Raw genomic sequence first — 18,141 nt, forward strand, 5'->3', positions numbered from 1 at the left:
CTCAGGCCGGACTCAAGGGCACCGCGCCGGGGTGCAGGGGCGCGGGGAGGTCCGTGGTGCCGTCGGGGTCGAGGTAGCTGTCGACGGCCGCGGCCGCGGACCGGCCCTCGGCGATGGCCCACACGATGAGCGAGGCGCCGCGGTGGGCGTCGCCGCAGACGAACACGCCGGGGGCGTCGGTCTGCCAGTCCGAGCCGCAGCCGATCGAGCCCTTCGGGTTCCGCTCGAGCCCCAGGGCCGGCAGCAGCGCCATGTCGTCGGGGCCGGTGAACCCGATCGAGAACAGCACGAGGTCCGCGGGCATCTCGTGGACCTCCTCGGTGGTCGGCACGACCTCGCGGCGCCCGTCGGCGTCGCGGCGGACCTCCACCGACACGAGCTCGACCGCCCGCACGTGACCCTCGTCGTCGCCGACGAACCGGCGCACGGCGGTGGCGAACAGGCGCTCGCCGCCCTCCTCCAGCGCGGGCGGCGTGCGGAACACGTAGGGCCAGGTCGGCCACGGCGACGACGACTCCTGGCGCGTCCGCGGCGGGGGCGGGTACTGGTCGAGCTGGTGCAGCCCGACCGCCCCCTGGCGCATGGCGGTGCCGTAGCAGTCGGCGCCGGTGTCCCCGCCCCCGATCACCACGACGTGCTTGCCGTGGGCGTTGATGGGCGACGGCCCGTCCCCCTCGCACTCGCGGTTGGCCGGCACGAGGTAGTCCATGGCGAGGTGGACGCCCTCGAGGTCGCGGCCCTCGATGGTGCGGTCGTCGCGCCCGGCCAGGGCGCCGACGGCGAGCACCACGGCGTCGTGCTCGGCGCGCAGCCGCTCGACGGGCAGGTCCGCTCCCCCGACCTCGCAGTCGACGACGAACCGGGTGCCCTCGGCGCGCATCTGCTCGAGGCGCCGGTCGATCTCCCACTTCTCGAACTTGAACTCGGGGATCCCGTAGCGCAGCAGCCCGCCGAGGCGGTCGTCGCGCTCGTACACCGTCACGTCGTGGCCGGCGCGGGTGAGCTGCTGGGCCGCGGCGAGCCCGGCGGGTCCGGAGCCGACGACCGCGACCCGCTTGCCGGTGCGGTTGCTCGGCGGCTGCGGGCCGACGAGACCGTCGGCCCACCCGTTCTCGGCGATCGACCACTCGACGCGCTTGATCGCGACGGGCCCGGGCTGGCTGGTGATCGACAGGACGCACGCCGCCTCGCACGGTGCCGGGCACAGCGCGCCGGTGAACTCCGGGAAGTTGTTGGTCGCGTGCAGCCGCTCGGTGGCCCGCCCCCACTCGCCGCGGCGCACGTGGTCGTTCCACTCCGGGATGAGGTTGCCCAGCGGGCAGCCCGCCCCGCCCGAGTGGCAGAACGGGATGCCGCAGTCCATGCACCGCGCGGCCTGGTGCGTCGTGCCCTCGCGGACCACCGGGTCGGTCAGCGGCGCGTAGAGCTCGTGCCAGTCGGTGCGGCGCTCCTCGATCGGGCGCTTGGGGTTGTCCTGCCGCTCGTAGCGGAGGAACCCACGCGGGTCAGCCACCGGCCGCCACCTCCATGATCACCTCGTCGGGGTCGCGGCCCTCGGCCTGGGCGCGCTGCGTCGCGTCGAGCACGCGGCGGAAGTCGTCGGGCATGACCTTCGTGAACCGCCGGACCGCGTCGTCCCAGTCGGCGAGCAGGTGCGCGGCCCGGGGCGACCCGGTGAGCTCGCGGTGGCGCTCGACGACGCTGTGCAGCCAGTCGGCGTCCTCGTCGTCGGGGGCCTCGAGGGAGACCATCTCCGGGTTCACCCGGACCGCCGGCAGGTCGAGCACGAACGCGACGCCCCCGGACATGCCCGCGCCCAGGTTGCGCCCGGTGGTGCCGAGCACGACGACCCGCCCGCCGGTCATGTACTCGCAGGCGTGGTCGCCGGTGCCCTCGACGACCGCGAGCGCCCCGGAGTTGCGGACGCAGAAGCGCTCGCCGACCTGGCCCCGCAGGAACACCTCGCCGCCGGTGGCCCCGTAGGCGATGACGTTGCCGGCGATGACGTGCTGCTCGTCGGGCCCGCCCGTGAAGGGCGCGTCCGGGTGCGGGCGGGCGATGACCCGCCCGCCGGAGAGCCCCTTGGCCAGGTAGTCGTTGGCGTCGCCGACCAGGTCGAGCGTCATGCCCGGCGGCAGGAACGCGCCGAACGACTGGCCCGCCGAGCCGGTCAGCTCGACGTGCAGGGTGTCGTCGGGGAGCCCGGCGTCGCCGTGCCGGCGCGTGATCTCGGCGCCGGTGAGCGTCCCGACGGTGCGGTTGACGTTGCGCACCGGCAGCTCCAGGCGCACCGGGTCGCCGTCGGCGATCGCGCCCTCGGCGAGCTGCATCAGCGTGCGGTCCAGCGCCCGGTCGAGTCCGTGGTCCTGCGGGCGGGTGCGGATGCGGTCGGTCGGCGCGCCCTCCGGGACGTCGGGGACGGCGAACAGCGGCGTCAGGTCGATGCCGCGGGCCTTCCAGTTCTCGATCGCCTCGCCGCCGTCGATCAGCTCCGCGTGCCCGATGGCCTCGTCGAGCGAGCGGAAGCCCAGCGCGGCCAGGTGCTCGCGGACCTCCTCGGCGATGAACCAGAAGAAGTTCTCGACGAACTCGGGCTTGCCGGTGTAGCGCTTGCGCAGCTCCGGGTTCTGCGTGGCCACGCCGACCGGGCAGGTGTCGAGGTGGCAGACGCGCATCATGATGCAGCCGTTGACGACCAGGGGCGCCGTCGAGAAGCCGTACTCCTCGGCCCCGAGCAGGGCACCGATGATCACGTCGCGGCCGGTCTTCATCTGGCCGTCGACCTGGACGGTGATCCGGTCGCGCAGGCCGTTGATCATCAACGTCTGCTGGGTGTCGGCCAGGCCGATCTCCCACGGGCTTCCGGCGTGCTTGAGCGAGGTCAGCGGCGCGGCGCCGGTGCCGCCCTCGTAGCCGGAGATGAGCACGACGTCGCTGTGCGCCTTGGCCACGCCGGCGGCCACGGTGCCCACGCCCACCGACGACACGAGCTTGACGTGGATGCGCGCGTGCTCGTTGGCGTTCTTGAGGTCGTGGATGAGCTGCTTGAGGTCCTCGATGGAGTAGATGTCGTGGTGCGGCGGCGGTGAGATCAGCCCGACGCCCGGCGTCGAGTACCGGACCTCGGCGATCCACGGGTAGACCTTCTGGCCCGCCAGCTGGCCGCCCTCGCCGGGCTTGGCGCCCTGGGCCATCTTGATCTGGATGTCGGTGGCGTTGACCAGGTACTCGCTGGTCACGCCGAAGCGCCCAGACGCGACCTGCTTGATCGATGAGCGCTTCGACGGGTCGTGCAGGCGCACCGGGTCCTCGCCGCCCTCGCCGGTGTTCGACTTGCCGCCGACGTTGTTCATGGCGATCGCGAGGTCGGTGTGCGCCTCGGCCGAGATCGAGCCGTAGGACATGGCGCCGGTGGCGAAGCGCTTCACGATCTCGGTGGCCGGCTCGACCTCCTCGAGCGGCACCGGGACGCGGTCCTCGGTCCGCAGCCGGAACATCCCGCGCAGCGCCCCGCCCTCCGCGATCAGCCGGTCGGCCTCGGCGGTGTAGCGCTGGAACATGTCCCACTGCTTCGTGCGCGTGGAGTGCTGCAGCAGGAACACCGTCTCGGGGCTGAACAGGTGCAGCTCGCCCTCGCGCCGGTAGGCGTACTCGCCGCCGACCTCGAGCTTGCGGTGCGTGCGCTCCCCCGGGTTGTCCGGGTAGGCCCGGCGATGCCGCTCGGCGGCCTCGCGGGCCACGAGGTCGAGGCCACCCCCGCCGAGCTTCGACGAGGTGCCGGTGAAGAACTCGTCGACGAAGTCCTGCGAGAGCCCCAGGGCCTCGAAGGCCTGCGCGGCGGTGTAGCCGGAGACCGTGGAGATGCCCATCTTCGACATCACCTTGCGGACGCCCTTGACCAGCGCGCCGACGTAGCGCGCGATCGCCTCGGCGACCTCGACGCCCTGCATCCAGCCGTTGCCGATCATGTCCTCGATCGACTCGAACGCCAGGTACGGGTTGACCGCGGCGGCGCCGTACCCGAGCAGCAGCGCGACGTGGTGGACCTCGCGGGCGTCGCCGGTCTCGGCGACCAGCGCGACCTGGGTGCGCTCCCGGGTGGCGACGAGGTGGTGGTGCACCGCCGAGACCAGCAGGAGCGCGGGGATCGGCGCCCGCGCCTCGTCGGAGTCGCGGTCGGAGAGCACGAGGATTCGCCGGCCCGCCGCGATGGCCTCCGAGGACTCGCGGCGCACCCGGTCGAGCGCGGCGCGCAGCGCCTGCTCGCCCCCGTCGACCTCGTACAGGCCGGAGATCACCGTGGCGGCGAAGCCGGGCATGTCGCCGTCGTCGTCGATGTGGACGAGCTTGGCCAGCTCGTCGTTGTCGATCACCGGCTCGGGCAGCACGACCTGGCGGCAGGACGCGGGCCCCGGGTGGAACAGGTTCTGCTCCGGCCCGATCGCGCGGGCCATCGAGGTGACGAGCTCCTCGCGGATCGCATCGAGCGGCGGGTTGGTGACCTGCGCGAACAGCTGGACGAAGTAGTCGTAGAGCAGGCGGGCGCGCCGCGAGAGCGCCGCGACGGGCGTGTCCGTGCCCATCGAGCCGAGCGGCTCGGCGCCCGTCGTGGCCATCGGCGCGAGGAGGATGCGCTGCTCCTCCTCGGTGTAGCCGAAGATCTGCTGGCGGCGCATCACCGAGTCGTGGGTGTGCACCACGTGCTCGCGCGCGGGCAGCTCGTCGAGGCGGATCAGGCCGGCGTGCAGCCACTCGCCGTAGGGCTCGGCCGCGGCGAGCTCGCTCTTGTACGCGTCGTCGTCGACGACCTCCCCGCGCCGGGTGTCCACGAGGAACATCCGACCCGGGCGCAGCCGGCCCTTGGCCAGCACCTGGTCGGGCGGGATGTCGAGGACCCCGGACTCGCTGGCCAGCACCACCCGGTCGTCGGCGAGCTGCCACCAGCGCGCCGGGCGCAGCCCGTTGCGGTCGAGGGTGGCGCCCATGACGGTGCCGTCGGTGAACACGACGGCGGCCGGCCCGTCCCACGGCTCCATGAGCGTCGCGTGGAACCGGTAGAAGTCCCGCTGGTCGGCCGGCATCTCGGCGTGGTTCTCCCACGCCTCCGGCATCATCATCATCACCGCGTGCGGCAGCGGGCGGCCGCCGAGCGCGAGCAGCTCGAGCACCTCGTCGAAGCTCGCCGAGTCCGACACGTCGTCCGGGCAGACCGGCATGGCCCGCTGCAGGTCGCCGGGGAAGAGGTCGGTGCCCAGCAGGGCCTCGCGGGCGCGCATCCGGTTGCGGTTGCCGCGGATCGTGTTGATCTCCCCGTTGTGCGCCATGCACCGGTACGGGTGCGCGAGCGGCCAGCTCGGGAAGGTGTTCGTGGAGAACCGGCTGTGCACGACCGCAATGGCGCTGACGAGGCGTTCGTCGCGCAGGTCGGGGAAGAACAGGGGCAGCTGGTCGGTGGTCAGCATGCCCTTGTAGGTCATGGTCCGGCTCGAGAGCGAGGCGATGTAGACCCCGTGGCCCTCGTCCTGCGACTGCCGCTCGACACGCTTGCGCAGGATCCAGGCGAGGCGGTCGAGCGCGATCCCGGCCACCGAGCGGTCGGGGGTCGCCACGACGAGCTGGGCGAAGTGCGGCATCGCGCCGCGGGCGACCGAGCCCACGTCGGCGCCCTCGGGGTCGACGGGGACCTCGCGCCACCCGAGGACCTCGAGCCCCTCCTCGCCGGCGACGCGCTCGAGCAGCGACACCGCCTTCGCGCGCCGGTCGGGGTCGGCGGGCAGGAAGGCGAGGCCGGTGGCGTAGGCGAGCACCGGCGCGCCGCCGTCGGGCGAGGGCACCGGCTGCGGGAGCGCGAACTCGACGCTCGCCCGCAGCAGCGCGTCGGGCACCTGGACGAGGATCCCGGCGCCGTCACCGCTGGTCGGCTCGCTGCCGGCGGCGCCACGGTGGTCGAGGTTGTGGAGCACGGTGAGCGCGTCGCGCACGATGCCGTGGCTCTGCTCGCCGCGGGCGTGGGCGACCGCGCCGACGCCGCAGGCGTCGTGCTCGTAGGCGGGGTCGTAGAGACCCTGCGGACGTGCGGGTGCCACGGACATCCGGCGCCTCCTGGTCGTCACGCGGGCGGGGGGTGGGACCCGGGGACGGCGGTGGCCCAGGAAGGGTGTCGCGGACGGTCCCGCCGCCGCGCGTCGGTGCACGGCGGGTGTGGTCCGACCCGCGGAGAGGGGCGCGCGCGGGACTCCGACGGCCGGCGCGGCGCCCTGTCGATGCTAGTCCGTCACGGGCCCGTCAGCAGGGCCGTGACGGACGGTGTCACGAGCTCGCGGGCCGTCAGCTCTTGGCGGCCGACGGGGGCTCCGCCGGCGCGTCCTCCTCGCGCTCCTGCGCAGGGTCGGCGGGTGCCGCGTCGACGCTGCTCGCGCTCGCCGACCCGCCTCCGCCGCCGGCCTCGGCGGCCGGCGACTTCTCGTCCCGACGCGCCTCGACCTCGTTGCGCGCGCGCTCGTCCTCGGTGCTGTCCCCGGTGCTCTTGTCGGCCACGGAGCCGGGCGTACCCGGGGCCTCGTCGCCCGAACCCGCCTCGTCGGCGGCGCGGCCGAAGACCTCCCGGGGACGGCCGCGGAACACGACCATGTAGGCCACGGCCCCGAGGAACACGACGGCCGAGACGACCACGTTGATCCGGACGTCGCCGAAGACGCGGGTCGCCGGGTCGGTGCGCATGAGCTCGATGACGAAGCGCCCGGCGGTGTAGCCCGCGACGTAGAGCGCGAACGCCCGCCCGTGCGAGAGCCGGAAGCGCCGGTCGGCCCACACGACGAGCGCGGCCACCGCGAGGTTCCAGAGCAGCTCGTAGAGGAACGTGGGGTGCACGATCGCGATCGGCGTGGGGTCGACGGCGACGCCGGTGAGGTTGTCGGGCACGCCCGTCGCCGGGTCGACCCGGCGGTAGATCTCGAGACCCCACGGCATCGTCGTCGGGGCGCCGTAGAGCTCCTGGTTGAACCAGTTGCCCAGCCGCCCGATCGCCTGCGCGGTGACGATCCCGGGCGCGGCCGCGTCGGCGAACGCCGTGAGCGGGATCCCGCGGCGCCGGCACCCGATCCAGGCGCCGACCCCGCCGAGCGCGATCGCGCCCCAGATGCCGAGCCCGCCCTGCCAGATGTAGAGCGCCGCGACCGGGTTGCCGCCGGGGCCGAAGTAGGTCGGCCAGTCGGTGGCGACGTGGTAGAGCCGCCCGCCGATCAGGCCGAACGGCACCGCGAACACGGCGATGTCGGTGACCGTGCCGGGCTCGCCGCCGCGGGCGACGAAGCGGCGTTCGGTCCACAGGATCGCGACGACGATCCCGGCGATGATGCAGAGCGCGTACGCCCGCAGCGGGACCGGGCCGAGCTCCCAGACGCCCCGGGGCGGGCTGGGGAGGTAGGTGGGCAAGACCGCGGCGAGCACGACGGCCACGCTATCTCCCGGCGGTCAGCGCCCGGTGTGCTGGCCCCGCACGCCGGCCGCGAGCTCGGTGGTGAGCCGCGCGATCGCCGCGCGGCCGTGCTCCGCGGCGCTCACGAGGGCCGACCCGACGATGACGCCGTCGGCGAAGCTCGCGACCTCGCCCGCCTGCGCCCCGTTGCGGACCCCGAGACCGACGCCGATCGGGAGGTCGGTGTGGCTCCGGGCGCGGTCGACCAGCGTGGTCGCGGTGTCCGAGACGGCGTCGCGGGCGCCCGTGACGCCCATGGTCGACGCGGCGTAGAGGAAGCCGCGGGTGGCCGCCGTGGTGGCGGCGATGCGCTCGTCGGTGGACGACGGGGCGACGAGGAAGATCGGCGCCAGGCCCTCGCGCCCGGCGGCGGCGAGCCACCCCGCACCCTCGTCCGGGACCAGGTCCGGGGTGATGACACCCAGCCCGCCGGCCGCCGCGAGGTCGCGGGCGAAGGCGTCGACGCCGTAGCGCAGCACCGGGTTCCAGTAGGTCATCACGACCGCGCGCCCGCCCCGGGCGGCGAGCTGCTCGACGACCTCGAGGGTGTCGCGCACCCGGACCCCGCCACGCAGCGCGGTGTCGACGGCGTGCTGGATCACCGGGCCGTCGAGGACCGGGTCGGAGTAGGGCAGGCCGACCTCGACGAGGTCCGCGCCCGCGTCGAGGGCCTGGGTGAGCATGCCCAGCGAGCCCTTGACCGTCGGGTAGCCCGCGGGCAGGTAGGCGATGAGGGCGGCGCGGTCCTCGGCCTTCGCGGTGGTGAAGACCTCGCCGAGGCGGTCGATCCCGGTGGTGGGTGTGGTCGTCACAGCTCCCGCTCCCCGCTCGCCGCGTCCTGGTCCTCGGGCGCCTCGGTGGGCAGGGCCTCGGGGTCGACCACCCCGAACCAGCGCGCGGCGGTGTCGACGTCCTTGTCGCCGCGGCCCGAGAGGTTCACCAGGATCGTGGCGTCCGGGCCGAGGGTCGTCCCGAGCCGCAGGGCGCCGGCGATCGCGTGGGCCGACTCGATCGCGGGGATGATGCCCTCGGTGCGGCAGAGCAGGCGGAACGCCTCCATCGCCTCGGCGTCGGTGACCGGCTCGTAGGTCGCGCGGCCCGCGTCCGCGAGGAACGCGTGCTCGGGGCCGACGCCCGGGTAGTCGAGGCCCGCCGAGATGGAGTGCGTCTCGAGGGTCTGCCCGTCGGAGTCCTGGAGCAGGTACGACATCGCGCCGTGCAGCGCGCCGGGCGTGCCGCCGGTGATCGACGCGGCGTGCCGGCCCGTCTCGACGCCGTCGCCCGCGGCCTCGTAGCCGACGAGCCGGACGCCGGCGTCGTCGAGGAACGGGTGGAAGATCCCGATGGCGTTCGAGCCGCCGCCGACGCAGGCCACCACGGCGTCGGGCAGCTGCCCGTAGGCCGCGAGGACCTGCTCGCGCGCCTCCAGGCCGATGACGCGGTGGAAGTCGCGCACCATCTTCGGGAACGGGTGCGGGCCCGCGGCGGTGCCGAGGATGTAGTGGGTGTGGCCGACGGTGGACACCCAGTCGCGGTAGGCCTCGTTGAGGGCGTCCTTGAGGGTGCGCGACCCGGTGGTCACCGGCACGACCTCGGCGCCCAGCAGGCGCATGCGGGCCACGTTGAGCGCCTGGCGCTCGGTGTCGACCTCGCCCATGTAGACCATGCACTCGAGGCCCAGGAGCGCCGCCGCCGTCGCGGTGGCCACGCCGTGCTGGCCCGCGCCGGTCTCGGCGATCACCCGGGTCTTGCCCATGCGCTGGGTGAGCAGCGCCTGCCCGAGCACATTGTTGATCTTGTGTGAACCGGTGTGGTTGAGGTCCTCGCGCTTGAGCAGGATGCGCGCGCCGCCCGCGTGCTCCGAGAGCCGCCGCGCGTCGGTGACCGGGGAGGGCCGGCCGGCGTAGTCGCGCTGCAGGCGGTCGAGCTCGGCGAGGAACTCGGGGTCGTGGCGCGCCTTCTCGTACTCGGCGGCGACCTCGTCGACCGCGGCGATGAGCGCCTCTGGCATGAACCGCCCGCCGTAGGGACCGAAGTGGCCCCGCTCGTCGGGTTCGTGCGTGGTCCCGGCGAGACCCTGGCTGGCCGACGTCATCTCACGTACTTCTTCCTGCGCAGGCGGACGGGTCGCCGACGATGCTACGAGGTGCGGCGAGTGTCTTTCGGGGTGTGCTAGCGGGCCGGCTTCGGGCACGCCGGGTGCGACCCGGCCGTGACGAGCTGGCGCACCGCGGCGCGGGGGTCCTCGGCCGTGGCCATCGACTCGCCGACGAGCACCGCGTCGGCGCCGTGGCCCGCGTAGGTCATGAGGTCGCCCGGACCGCGGACGCCCGACTCGGCCACCCGCAGCACCTCGCCGGGCAGGCCCGGGGCGATGCGGCTGAACACCGAGCGGTCGACCTCGAGGGTGTGGAGGTCGCGCGCGTTGATGCCGACGAGCTTGGCGCCGGCCCGCAGCGCCATGTCGGCCTCCTCCTCGTTGTGCACCTCGACCAGGGCGGTCATCCCGAGGGAGTGGACCCGGTCGACGAGCGCGTCGAGGGCGTTCTGCTCGAGCACCGAGCACATGAGGAGCACCAGGTCGGCGCCGTGGGCCCGCGCCTCGTGCACCTGGTAGGTGCCGACCACGAAGTCCTTGCGCAGGACCGGGATGTCGACCGCGGCGCGCACCTTGTCGAGGTCGTCGAGCGAGCCGCCGAAGAAGCGCTGCTCGGTGAGCACGCTGATGACGCGGGCGCCGCCGTCGACGTACCGGCCGGCGAGCCACGCCGGGTCGGGGATGTCGACCATGTGGCCCTTCGACGGGCTCGCGCGCTTGACCTCCGCGATGACCCCGATGCCGGGGCCCTGGAGGGCGGCGAGCGCGTCGCGGGCCGGCGGCGCCGAGGCCGCCTTGTCCTTGATGACGTCGAAGGGAACGGCGGCTTCCCGGGCGGTGAGGTCGGCCCGGACCCCTTCGAGGATCTGCTCCAGGACGCTCACGCCGGGTCTGCCCCTTTCCCCCGTCCGAGTTCGCTCCATGTTAACCCGCCCCTCCTCCGGTCCTGCCCACCCCGTCGGAGGGTCCGGTCCTTGGTCGTTCGGGAGGATCCGCGTCCGACTCCCCTGGGGGATCACCGGTGGGGTCCCGGCCCTCGTCAAGGGCCTCCCAGAGCGCCTTGTCCGGGTCGGCGGGCTTCGGTCGCTCGGTGCGCGCCCCCGGCGCGTCGTACTGCGCGCCCATCCGCGGCAGCACCGCGGCCCAGCGCACCGTCAGCAGCCCCGCGGCGAGCATGACGAGCGCGCCGAGCAGGCCGAGCAGCGGCCCGCCCACGACGGCCTCGGCCGGCAGCGGGCGGTCGCCGGGACGGACCCCCACCGGCAGCGCCTCCGACGCCGGCGCGAGCAGCCCGCTGGCCGCCCGCAGCAGCGCCCAGAGCCCCGCGACGGCCACGAGCGTGCCGACGACCCGGCGCCCCCAGCCCGCCGTGGCGACGAGGCCGCCGATCGCGGCGAGGCACAGCAGCGCCCACGGCACGAGGATCGGCTCCGCGGTGGCCCCGTCGGCGGTGTTCGTGCGCGGTCCCGGGATGCCGTCGACGACCTGGCTGACCCAGGTGAGCCGCGAGGCCCCCCACAGCACCACCGCCGCCAGCGCCAGCAGCGCGGCGACGATCCCGAGCAGGCGCGCGGGCGGGGCGGACGGCACCCGCGGGACGCCGGTCACGGCACGACCGGCACGGGAGCAGCGGACCCGTTCTCGTCGGCGTGCACGCCCGAGACCGTGGCCGGAGCGGCGACGGTGTCGGCGGCGGCCACCGCGGCGAGGACGGCGCGCGCCTTGTTGACGCACTCCGTGTCCTCGGCCTCGGGGTCGGAGTCGGCCACGATGCCGCCGCCGGACTGCACGTAGGCGACGCCGTCGCGCAGCAGCCCGGTGCGGATCGCGATCGCCGTGTCGGCGTCGCCCGCGAAGTCGAGGTAGCCGACGATGCCGCCGTAGAGCCCGCGCCGGGTGGGCTCGAGCTCCTCGATAATCTGCAGCGCCATCGGCTTGGGCGCGCCGGAGAGCGTCCCCGCCGGGAAGCAGGCCGTCACCGCGTCGAAGGCCGTGCGGTCGGCCGCGAGGCGCCCGCTGACCGTGCTGACCAGGTGCATCACGTGGCTGTAGCGCTCGATCTCGAAGAACCGGCGCACGGTGACGGTGCCCGGCACGCAGACGCGGCCGAGGTCGTTGCGCCCGAGGTCGACGAGCATGAGGTGCTCGGCGCGCTCCTTCTCGTCGGCGAGCAGGTCCTTCGCGAGGAGGGTGTCCTCCTCCTCGTCGGCGCCGCGCCAGCGGGTGCCGGCGATCGGGTGGGTGGTGGCCACCCCGTCCCGCACCGTCACCAGCGCCTCGGGGCTGGAGCCGACGATCTCGAAGGGCCGCCCGTCGGCGTCGGCGAGCCGCAGCAGGTACATGTACGGGCTGGGGTTGGTCATCCGCAGGACCCGGTAGATCTCGAGCGCGTCGGCCGTCGTGTCGGCCTCGAAGCGCTGGGACACGACCACCTGGAACGCGTCGCCCGCCCGGATCCGCTCCTTGGCGACCTCGATGGCCGCGTGGTGCTCCTCGGGCGAGCGGCGCCGGCGCACCGTGCCGCCACCCTCCGGGCGCTGCGCGGTCGCGACCGTGGACGGGGCGGGCGCCGCGAGCTCGGCGGCCATCCGGTCGAGGCGCGCGAGCGCGTCGTCGTAGGCGGCGTCGGCGCGCTCCGGGCTGTCGTCCCAGTTCACGGCGTTGGCGATGAGCGTGACCGTGCCCTCGTGGTGGTCGAGCGCGGCCACGTCGGTGGCGAGCAGCATGACCATCTCGGGAATGTGCAGGTCGTCCGTCGCGTGCTCGCCCACCCGCTCGAGCCGGCGCACCGCGTCGTAGCCGACGTAGCCGACGAGCCCGCCGGTGAGCGGCGGCAGCCCGGGCAGCGGGTCGGTGCGCAGGCGCTGGAGCGTCTCACGCAGGACCACCAGCGGGTCGTCCCACGTCTGCTCGTCGTCCGGGCCGCCGGGCAGACCGACCGGGACCTGACCGGTCCACGCCGCGCGCCCGTCCTGCTCGGTGAGCGTGGCCGCGCTGCGCGCCCCGACGAAGCTCCACCGCGACCAGGACTCGCCGTGCGCCGCCGACTCGAGCAGGAAGGTGCCGGGGCGCCGGCCGGCGAGCTTGCGGTAGAGCCCGACGGGCGTCTCCCCGTCGGCCAGCAGCCGCCGCGTCACCGGGATGACGCGGTGGTGGGCGGCCAGGGCGTGGAAGCCCGCGCGATCGGGCACGACCGCGCCGAGCGGTGCGGTGGAGGCGTCGGACGGGGACACGACCTCATTGTGGCCCCCTCCCCCGACAGGGCTCCCCCACCGGGTCGGCGAGATCCGCGGCGAACACGCGGATCGCTGCGTCGACGCCTGCGGAGCCACCATTGATCACCGTGGCGGCGGGGTCGACCGCCGGCAAACCCCCGGAGATCAGGGGCGACGCCAGGCACCCGGGACCGCTCGCAAGGTGCACCACGACGCCCCTGATCACCCCCGCGGCGGGGTCGGCTCCTCGACCGCCGGCTCGCCGGCCGGTTCGGGTGCCGGCGCGGCGCGGGTCCGGGCGGCGACGGCGACCGCGCCGAGCACCACGAGACAGCCGAGCAGCTGCAGCACGCCCGGCACCTCGCCGAGCACCAGCGCGCCGAGCAGGACCGCGCCGACCGGCTGGAGCAGCAGGATCGAGGCGCCGGTCGCCGACGCGAGGCGCGGGAGCGCCGAGGCGATGAGCACCCAGCCGATCACCTGCCCGACGATCGCGAGCGTGATCAGCCAGCCCAGCGCGGGCCAGCCCGGCGCGAGGTCGACGCCCTGCCAGAACGAGCCGACGACGAACGAGGTGATCGCGGCGCCGAGGGTGGCGATCGCGACCGGGGTGAACCGCTGCCCCGGCCCGGCGCCGAGGCGCACGAAGAGCAGGTAGCCGGCGTAGGCGACCGCGGCGATCAGGGCGGTGATCGTGCCGCGCACCGGCGCGGGCGCCGACACGGCGTCGCTTCCGCCGACCAGCCCGCCGGCCAGCGCGACGCCGACGAGCATCACCGGCACCGCGAGCACGAACGTGCGCCGCACCCGCTCGCCCAGGACGAGGAACGCCAGCAGCGGCAGGATCACGACCTGCGCGTTGACCACGACGGTCGACACGCCCGCGCCGACCGCGCGCACCGACTCCGCCCACAGCGTCATGTCGAGGCCCAGCAGCGCGCCGCCGACCAGCAGCACGACCGGGCGGTTCCCGGTGCTCGCCGCGACACGGCGCCGGCGACGCCACTCCAGGAAGGCCAGCGGGGCCAGGATCGGCAGCGCCAGCGCGCAGCGGAAGAACGTCGCCGTCCCGGGGCTGACGTCGGCGAGCGCGATGAAGATCGGCGAGAACGCGATGCACAGGCTCCCGGCCACCGCGACGAGGCGCGCGTCGAGGCGGACGCGGGGGCCGGCGTCGGACGGGGTGGGCGCGGGGCGGGCGAGGGAGCGCGTCACGCGGACAATGTTGCGTTCGCCAACAGTTGAGCACCAGCGAGCTTTTCTGCACCCCACCCGTTACGTTCTCTGATGTGTTCGCCCTCGACCGCCTCCGCGCCCTCGACGCGCTGGCGGACCGGGGCTCGATCGCCGGCGCGGCCACGGCCCTGCACCTCACGCCGTCCGCGGTGTCCCAGCAGCTCGCGAAGCTCGAGCGGGAGGCCGGCGCCCCGCTCACCGAGCCCGCGGGGCGCGGGCTGCGCCTCACCGCCGCCGGGCGGATGCTCGCCGAGCACGCCGCGGACATCCTCGCTCGCGTCGCCGCCGCCCGGCTCGACCTCGACCGCCTGCGCGACGAGGTGGTCGGCGAGCTGCGCATCGGCGCCATCCAGACCTCGGTGCACGCCCTCGCCCCGCCGACGCTGGCGCGCCTGCGCCTCGCCCACCCCGGCCTGCGCGTGGCGCTGGCCGACGGGGAGGCCGAGGAGACGCTGCCCGCGGTGCTCGCCGGCGACCTCGACATCGCGGTGGTCGAGAACTGGGAGGGCTCGCCGGCGCCGATCCCGGCCGGCACCTCGCGGGCACGGCTCTGCGACGACGTCATCGACCTGCTCCTGCCCGCCGGCCACCGTCTCGCCGGGCGGAGCTCGGTCACGCTGGCCGAGGTCGACGACCTCGACTGGGTCGCCGACGGCGTCCACACCCGCGCGGGCGCCTGGCTGCTGCACACCCTGCGCGCCCAGGGGCTCGAGCCGCGGGTGACGTGCCAGGTCTGTGGCTTCGGGATGCACGTCGAGCTCGCGGCGGGCATCGGGGTCGCGGCGCTGGTCCCCCGCCTCGCCCGGCCCCCGCTGCCGGCCGGGGTCGTCGCGGTGACGACCGACCCGCCGATGCACCGCAGCATCGACGCGGTGTGGCGCACCGACCGGGGCACCGCGGCCGTCCGCGCGGCCGTCGAGATGTTCACCGCCGTCGCGGCCGAGCGCGACGCCGTCGCGGCCGGGTCGCCGGGCCGGACGAACCCCGACCCCGGCTAGGCCTCGCCGGGCAGCAGGACGTCGGCGTCGAAGCAGGTGCGGTCGCCGGTGTGGCAGGCGGCGCCGGACTGGTCGACGAGCACCAGCACGGTGTCGCCGTCGCAGTCCAGGCGGACCTCGACGACCTTCTGCACGTGGCCCGAGGTCGCGCCCTTGATCCAGAGCTCGTTCCGCGACCGCGACCAGTACGTCCCCTCGCGCGTGGCGAGCGTGCGGGCCAGGGCCTCGTCGGACATCCACGCGACCATGAGGACCTCGTGGGTGTCGTACTGCTGCACCACGGCGCAGACGAGGCCGTCGGAGGTGCGCTTGAGCCGGGAGGCGATCGCGGGGTCCAGGGGGAAGCTCACCGGATCTCCACCCCGTCCGCGCGCAACGCGTCCTTGACCTCGCCGATCCGCATGATCCCGAAGTGGAACACGCTGGCCGCGAGCACCGCGTCGGCCCCGGCCGCGACGGCCGGCGGGAAGTGCTCGACCTCGCCCGCGCCGCCGCTCGCGATCACGGGCACGTCGACGAGCGCGCGCACCTTGGTGATCATGTCGATGTCGAAGCCGGCCTTCGTGCCGTCGGCGTCCATCGAGTTCAGCAGGATCTCCCCGACGCCGAGCTCCTGGCCGCGCTGGGCCCACTCGAGCGCGTCGATGCCCGTCCCGCGGCGCCCGCCGTGGGTGGTGACCTCGAACCCCGACGGCGTCGGCTGCCCGTCCGCGGGCACGCGCCGGGCGTCGACGGACAGGACGATGCACTGGGACCCGTACCGGCGGCTGGCCTCGCCCAGGAACTCCGGGCGGGCGATCGCCGCGGTGTTGATGCCGACCTTGTCCGCGCCCGCGCGCAGGAGCTTGTCGATGTCCTCGTTCGTCCGCACGCCGCCCCCGACGGTCAGCGGGATGAACACCTGCTCGGCCGTGCGCCGCACGACGTCGTAGGTGGTCTCGCGCTCGCCCGAGGACGCGCTGACGTCGAGGAACGTGAGCTCGTCGGCGCCCTCGGCGTCGTAGAGCCGGGCCATCTCGACGGGGTCGCCGGCGTCGCGCAGGTCGACGAAGTTGACGCCCTTCACCACCCTGCCGGCGTCCACGTCCAGGCAGGGGATCACACGGACGGCGACACCCATACCGGAAAGCCTAACCGCGCTCGTCGCGCGTGATCGCCAGCGCCTCCGGCAGGGTGAAGTTGCCCGCGTACAGGGCCTTGCCGACGATCGCGCCCTCGACGCCCTGCGGGGCCAGCGCGGACAGGACACGCAGGTCGTCCAGCGACGACACCCCGCCCGAGGCCACCACGGGCCGGTCGGTGCGCGCGCAGACCGCCTCGAGCAGCTCGGTGTTCGGACCGGTCAGCGTGCCGTCGCGCCCGACGTCGGTGACGACGTAGCGCGCGCAGCCCTCGGCGTCGAGGCGGGCGAGCACGCTCCACAGGTCCCCGCCGTCGGACACCCAGCCCCGCGCGGCGAGGCGGTGCCGTCCCTCGGTGATCTTGACGTCGAGCCCGACGGCCACCCGGTCGCCGAACTCGGCGATCGCCTTCGCGCACCACTCGGGGTCCTCGAGCGCGGCGGTGCCGATGTTCACGCGCCGGCAGCCGGTGGCCAGGGCCCGGCGCAGCGAGGCGTCGTCGCGGATGCCGCCGGAGAGCTCGACGGCGATGTCGGTCTGGTCGACGACGCGCGCGAGCAGCTCGGCGTTGGACCCGCGCCCGAACGCGGCGTCGAGGTCCACCAGGTGCAGCCACTCCGCGCCGTCGTCGGCCCAGGCGCGGGCCGCGTCGAGGGGGTCGCCGTAGCCGGTCTCGGTGCCGGCGCGGCCCTGGACGAGGCGGACGGCCTGGCCGTCCACGACGTCCACGGCGGGGAGGAGGTCGATGGTCACGGCGCGCGATCGTAACTACGCGCCGGTGAGCAGCGACCGGCGACGCTCCAGCAGCTCCCGCTCGGCCACCGTGCGCACCAGCTCCAGCGCCCGGTCGATCTCGCCGACGGCCTCGTCGACGCGGCCCAGCGTGGTGAGCATGTCGGCGCGCACCGCCGGCAGCAGGTGGTAGCCGGCGAGCGTCCGGTCGTCCCGCAGCGGCTCGAGCACGGCGAGCCCCGCCTCCGGTCCCTCGGCGCGCGCCACCGCGACGGCGCGGTTCAGCTCGACCACCGGCGACGGCGCGAGTGCCGCCAGCTCGGCGTAGAGCGCGGCGATCGCGGCCCAGTCGGTGGCGTCGGTCGAGCGGGCGCGGGCGTGGCAGGCGGCGATCGCGGCCTGCAGCGTGTACCGGCCGCGCTCCCCCTGCTCCTCGGCGCGCGCCAGTGCCGCGAGGCCGCGGCCCAGCAGCACGCGGTCCCACCGAGAACGGTCCTGGTCGCCGAGCAGGACCGGCTCGCCGGTCGGCCCGACGCGCGCCCGCAGCCGCGAGGCCTGCAGCTCCATGAGCGCGACCAGGCCGTGGACCTCGGCCTCCTGCGGGCTCAACGCGGCCAGGACGCGCCCGAGCCGCATCGCCTCGACGCACAGCGTCGGCCGCGTCCAGTCGACGCCGCTCGTGGCGGCGTACCCCTCGTTGAAGACCAGGTAGATCACCTCGAGCACCGCGCCGAGCCGGCCCGCGAGCTCGTCGCCCACCGGCACGGCGAGCGCCTCCGGGCCCACCCCGGCGAGGCGCTTCTTGGCGCGGGAGATCCGCTGGCCGATCGTCGGTGACGGGACGAGGAACGCGTGCGCGATCTCGTCGGTGGTCAGGCCGCCGAAGAGCCGCAGCGTGAGCGCGACCCGGGACTCGCGGGCGAGCGCCGGGTGGCAGGTCGCGAACAACAGGGCGAGCACGTCGTCGCCGACCGCGGCCGCGCCGTCGCCGACCTCCGCGTCCGCGCCCGGCGCGAGGCCGGTCTCCCCCGCCTCGAGGGTCTCGGTCTTGCGCGCGAGCGTCTGCTCGCGGCGGATCAGGTCGATGGCGCGGCGCCGGGCCGTCGCGGCGAGCCACGCCGCCGGGTTGTCCGGGACGCCCTGCGCCGGCCACTGCTCCATCGCGGCGACGAGCGCGTCGTGGGCGAGCTCCTCGGCCCGGCCGACGTCGCGCACCAGGCGCGCGACGCCGGCCACGATCCGCGCCGACTCCATCCGCCACACC

The 18,141-nt window shown here is 74.9% G+C and carries 14 protein-coding genes; 1 reads left to right on the top strand and 13 read right to left on the bottom strand.

Annotated elements, in window-relative coordinates:
- Position 1 precedes the first annotated feature (1 nt).
- The 9 genes from EV188_RS25505 to EV188_RS25545 all read right to left on the bottom strand — a co-directional run bounded on the left by EV188_RS25505 (position 2) and on the right by EV188_RS25545 (position 14,005).
- On the bottom strand, positions 2 to 1,513 hold the full coding sequence (locus EV188_RS25505; protein ID WP_133829143.1) for a glutamate synthase subunit beta: 1,512 nt from the start codon (positions 1,511 to 1,513) through the stop codon (positions 2 to 4).
- Positions 1,506 to 6,092 (bottom strand): glutamate synthase large subunit, encoded by a 4,587-nt coding sequence (gene gltB / locus EV188_RS25510; RefSeq protein ID WP_133829144.1) that lies wholly within the window; start codon positions 6,090 to 6,092, stop codon positions 1,506 to 1,508. The genes EV188_RS25505 and gltB overlap by 8 nt, the downstream gene beginning before the upstream one ends.
- A 235-nt stretch (positions 6,093 to 6,327) precedes the next feature.
- Complete coding sequence (gene lgt, locus EV188_RS25515) at positions 6,328 to 7,458, bottom strand: prolipoprotein diacylglyceryl transferase (RefSeq protein WP_133829145.1); 1,131 nt, start codon at positions 7,456 to 7,458, stop codon at positions 6,328 to 6,330.
- 15 nt (positions 7,459 to 7,473) lie between these two features.
- A complete protein-coding gene (gene trpA / locus EV188_RS25520; RefSeq protein ID WP_133829298.1) occupies positions 7,474 to 8,265 on the bottom strand; it encodes a tryptophan synthase subunit alpha in 792 nt (263 codons plus the stop codon).
- Positions 8,266 to 8,285: 20 nt separating this feature from the next.
- Positions 8,286 to 9,572: a tryptophan synthase subunit beta gene (gene trpB / locus EV188_RS25525; RefSeq protein ID WP_133829146.1), complete on the bottom strand. Its 1,287-nt coding sequence runs from the start codon at positions 9,570 to 9,572 to the stop codon at positions 8,286 to 8,288.
- A 77-nt stretch (positions 9,573 to 9,649) separates the two neighbouring features.
- Positions 9,650 to 10,459: an indole-3-glycerol phosphate synthase TrpC gene (trpC, locus tag EV188_RS25530; protein WP_133829147.1), complete on the bottom strand. Its 810-nt coding sequence runs from the start codon at positions 10,457 to 10,459 to the stop codon at positions 9,650 to 9,652.
- Positions 10,460 to 10,499: 40 nt separating this feature from the next.
- Positions 10,500 to 11,183 carry a Trp biosynthesis-associated membrane protein gene (locus EV188_RS25535; RefSeq protein WP_166660070.1) on the bottom strand — a complete coding sequence of 228 codons (684 nt, stop codon included), beginning with the start codon at positions 11,181 to 11,183 and terminating at the stop codon, positions 10,500 to 10,502.
- Positions 11,180 to 12,808, bottom strand: a complete 1,629-nt coding sequence (locus EV188_RS25540) for an anthranilate synthase component I (protein ID WP_243741992.1) — start codon at positions 12,806 to 12,808, stop codon at positions 11,180 to 11,182. Before EV188_RS25540 ends, EV188_RS25535 begins: the two co-directional genes overlap by 4 nt.
- 204 nt (positions 12,809 to 13,012) lie before the next feature.
- A complete protein-coding gene (locus tag EV188_RS25545; RefSeq protein WP_133829150.1) occupies positions 13,013 to 14,005 on the bottom strand; it encodes a DMT family transporter in 993 nt (330 codons plus the stop codon).
- Between the two features lie 74 nt (positions 14,006 to 14,079).
- On the opposite strand from EV188_RS25545, the gene EV188_RS25550 reads away from it, so the two are divergent.
- Positions 14,080 to 15,024 carry a LysR family transcriptional regulator gene (locus EV188_RS25550; protein WP_133829151.1) on the top strand — a complete coding sequence of 315 codons (945 nt, stop codon included), beginning with the start codon at positions 14,080 to 14,082 and terminating at the stop codon, positions 15,022 to 15,024.
- Here the strand turns inward: EV188_RS25550 and hisI are convergent.
- From hisI to EV188_RS25570, 4 genes are read right to left on the bottom strand one after another with little or no spacing between them, the layout of a single operon-like run.
- Positions 15,021 to 15,374 (bottom strand): phosphoribosyl-AMP cyclohydrolase, encoded by a 354-nt coding sequence (hisI, locus tag EV188_RS25555; protein ID WP_133829152.1) that lies wholly within the window; start codon positions 15,372 to 15,374, stop codon positions 15,021 to 15,023. The two genes, EV188_RS25550 and hisI, sit on opposite strands and share 4 nt — an antisense overlap.
- Positions 15,371 to 16,144 (bottom strand): imidazole glycerol phosphate synthase subunit HisF, encoded by a 774-nt coding sequence (gene hisF / locus EV188_RS25560; RefSeq protein ID WP_133829153.1) that lies wholly within the window; start codon positions 16,142 to 16,144, stop codon positions 15,371 to 15,373. Before hisF ends, hisI begins: the two co-directional genes overlap by 4 nt.
- A 10-nt stretch (positions 16,145 to 16,154) precedes the next feature.
- Complete coding sequence (gene priA, locus EV188_RS25565; protein WP_133829154.1) at positions 16,155 to 16,898, bottom strand: bifunctional 1-(5-phosphoribosyl)-5-((5-phosphoribosylamino)methylideneamino)imidazole-4-carboxamide isomerase/phosphoribosylanthranilate isomerase PriA; 744 nt, start codon at positions 16,896 to 16,898, stop codon at positions 16,155 to 16,157.
- Positions 16,899 to 16,913: 15 nt separating this feature from the next.
- The gene (locus tag EV188_RS25570; protein ID WP_133829299.1) at positions 16,914 to 18,131 is read right to left on the bottom strand and encodes an RNA polymerase sigma factor; all 1,218 of its coding nucleotides are present in this window, start codon (positions 18,129 to 18,131) and stop codon (positions 16,914 to 16,916) included.
- Between the last annotated feature and the right edge of the window lie 10 nt (positions 18,132 to 18,141).

Origin of the sequence: Actinomycetospora succinea (genome assembly GCF_004363095.1) — a bacterium.
Lineage (GTDB): Bacteria > Actinomycetota > Actinomycetes > Mycobacteriales > Pseudonocardiaceae > Actinomycetospora > Actinomycetospora succinea.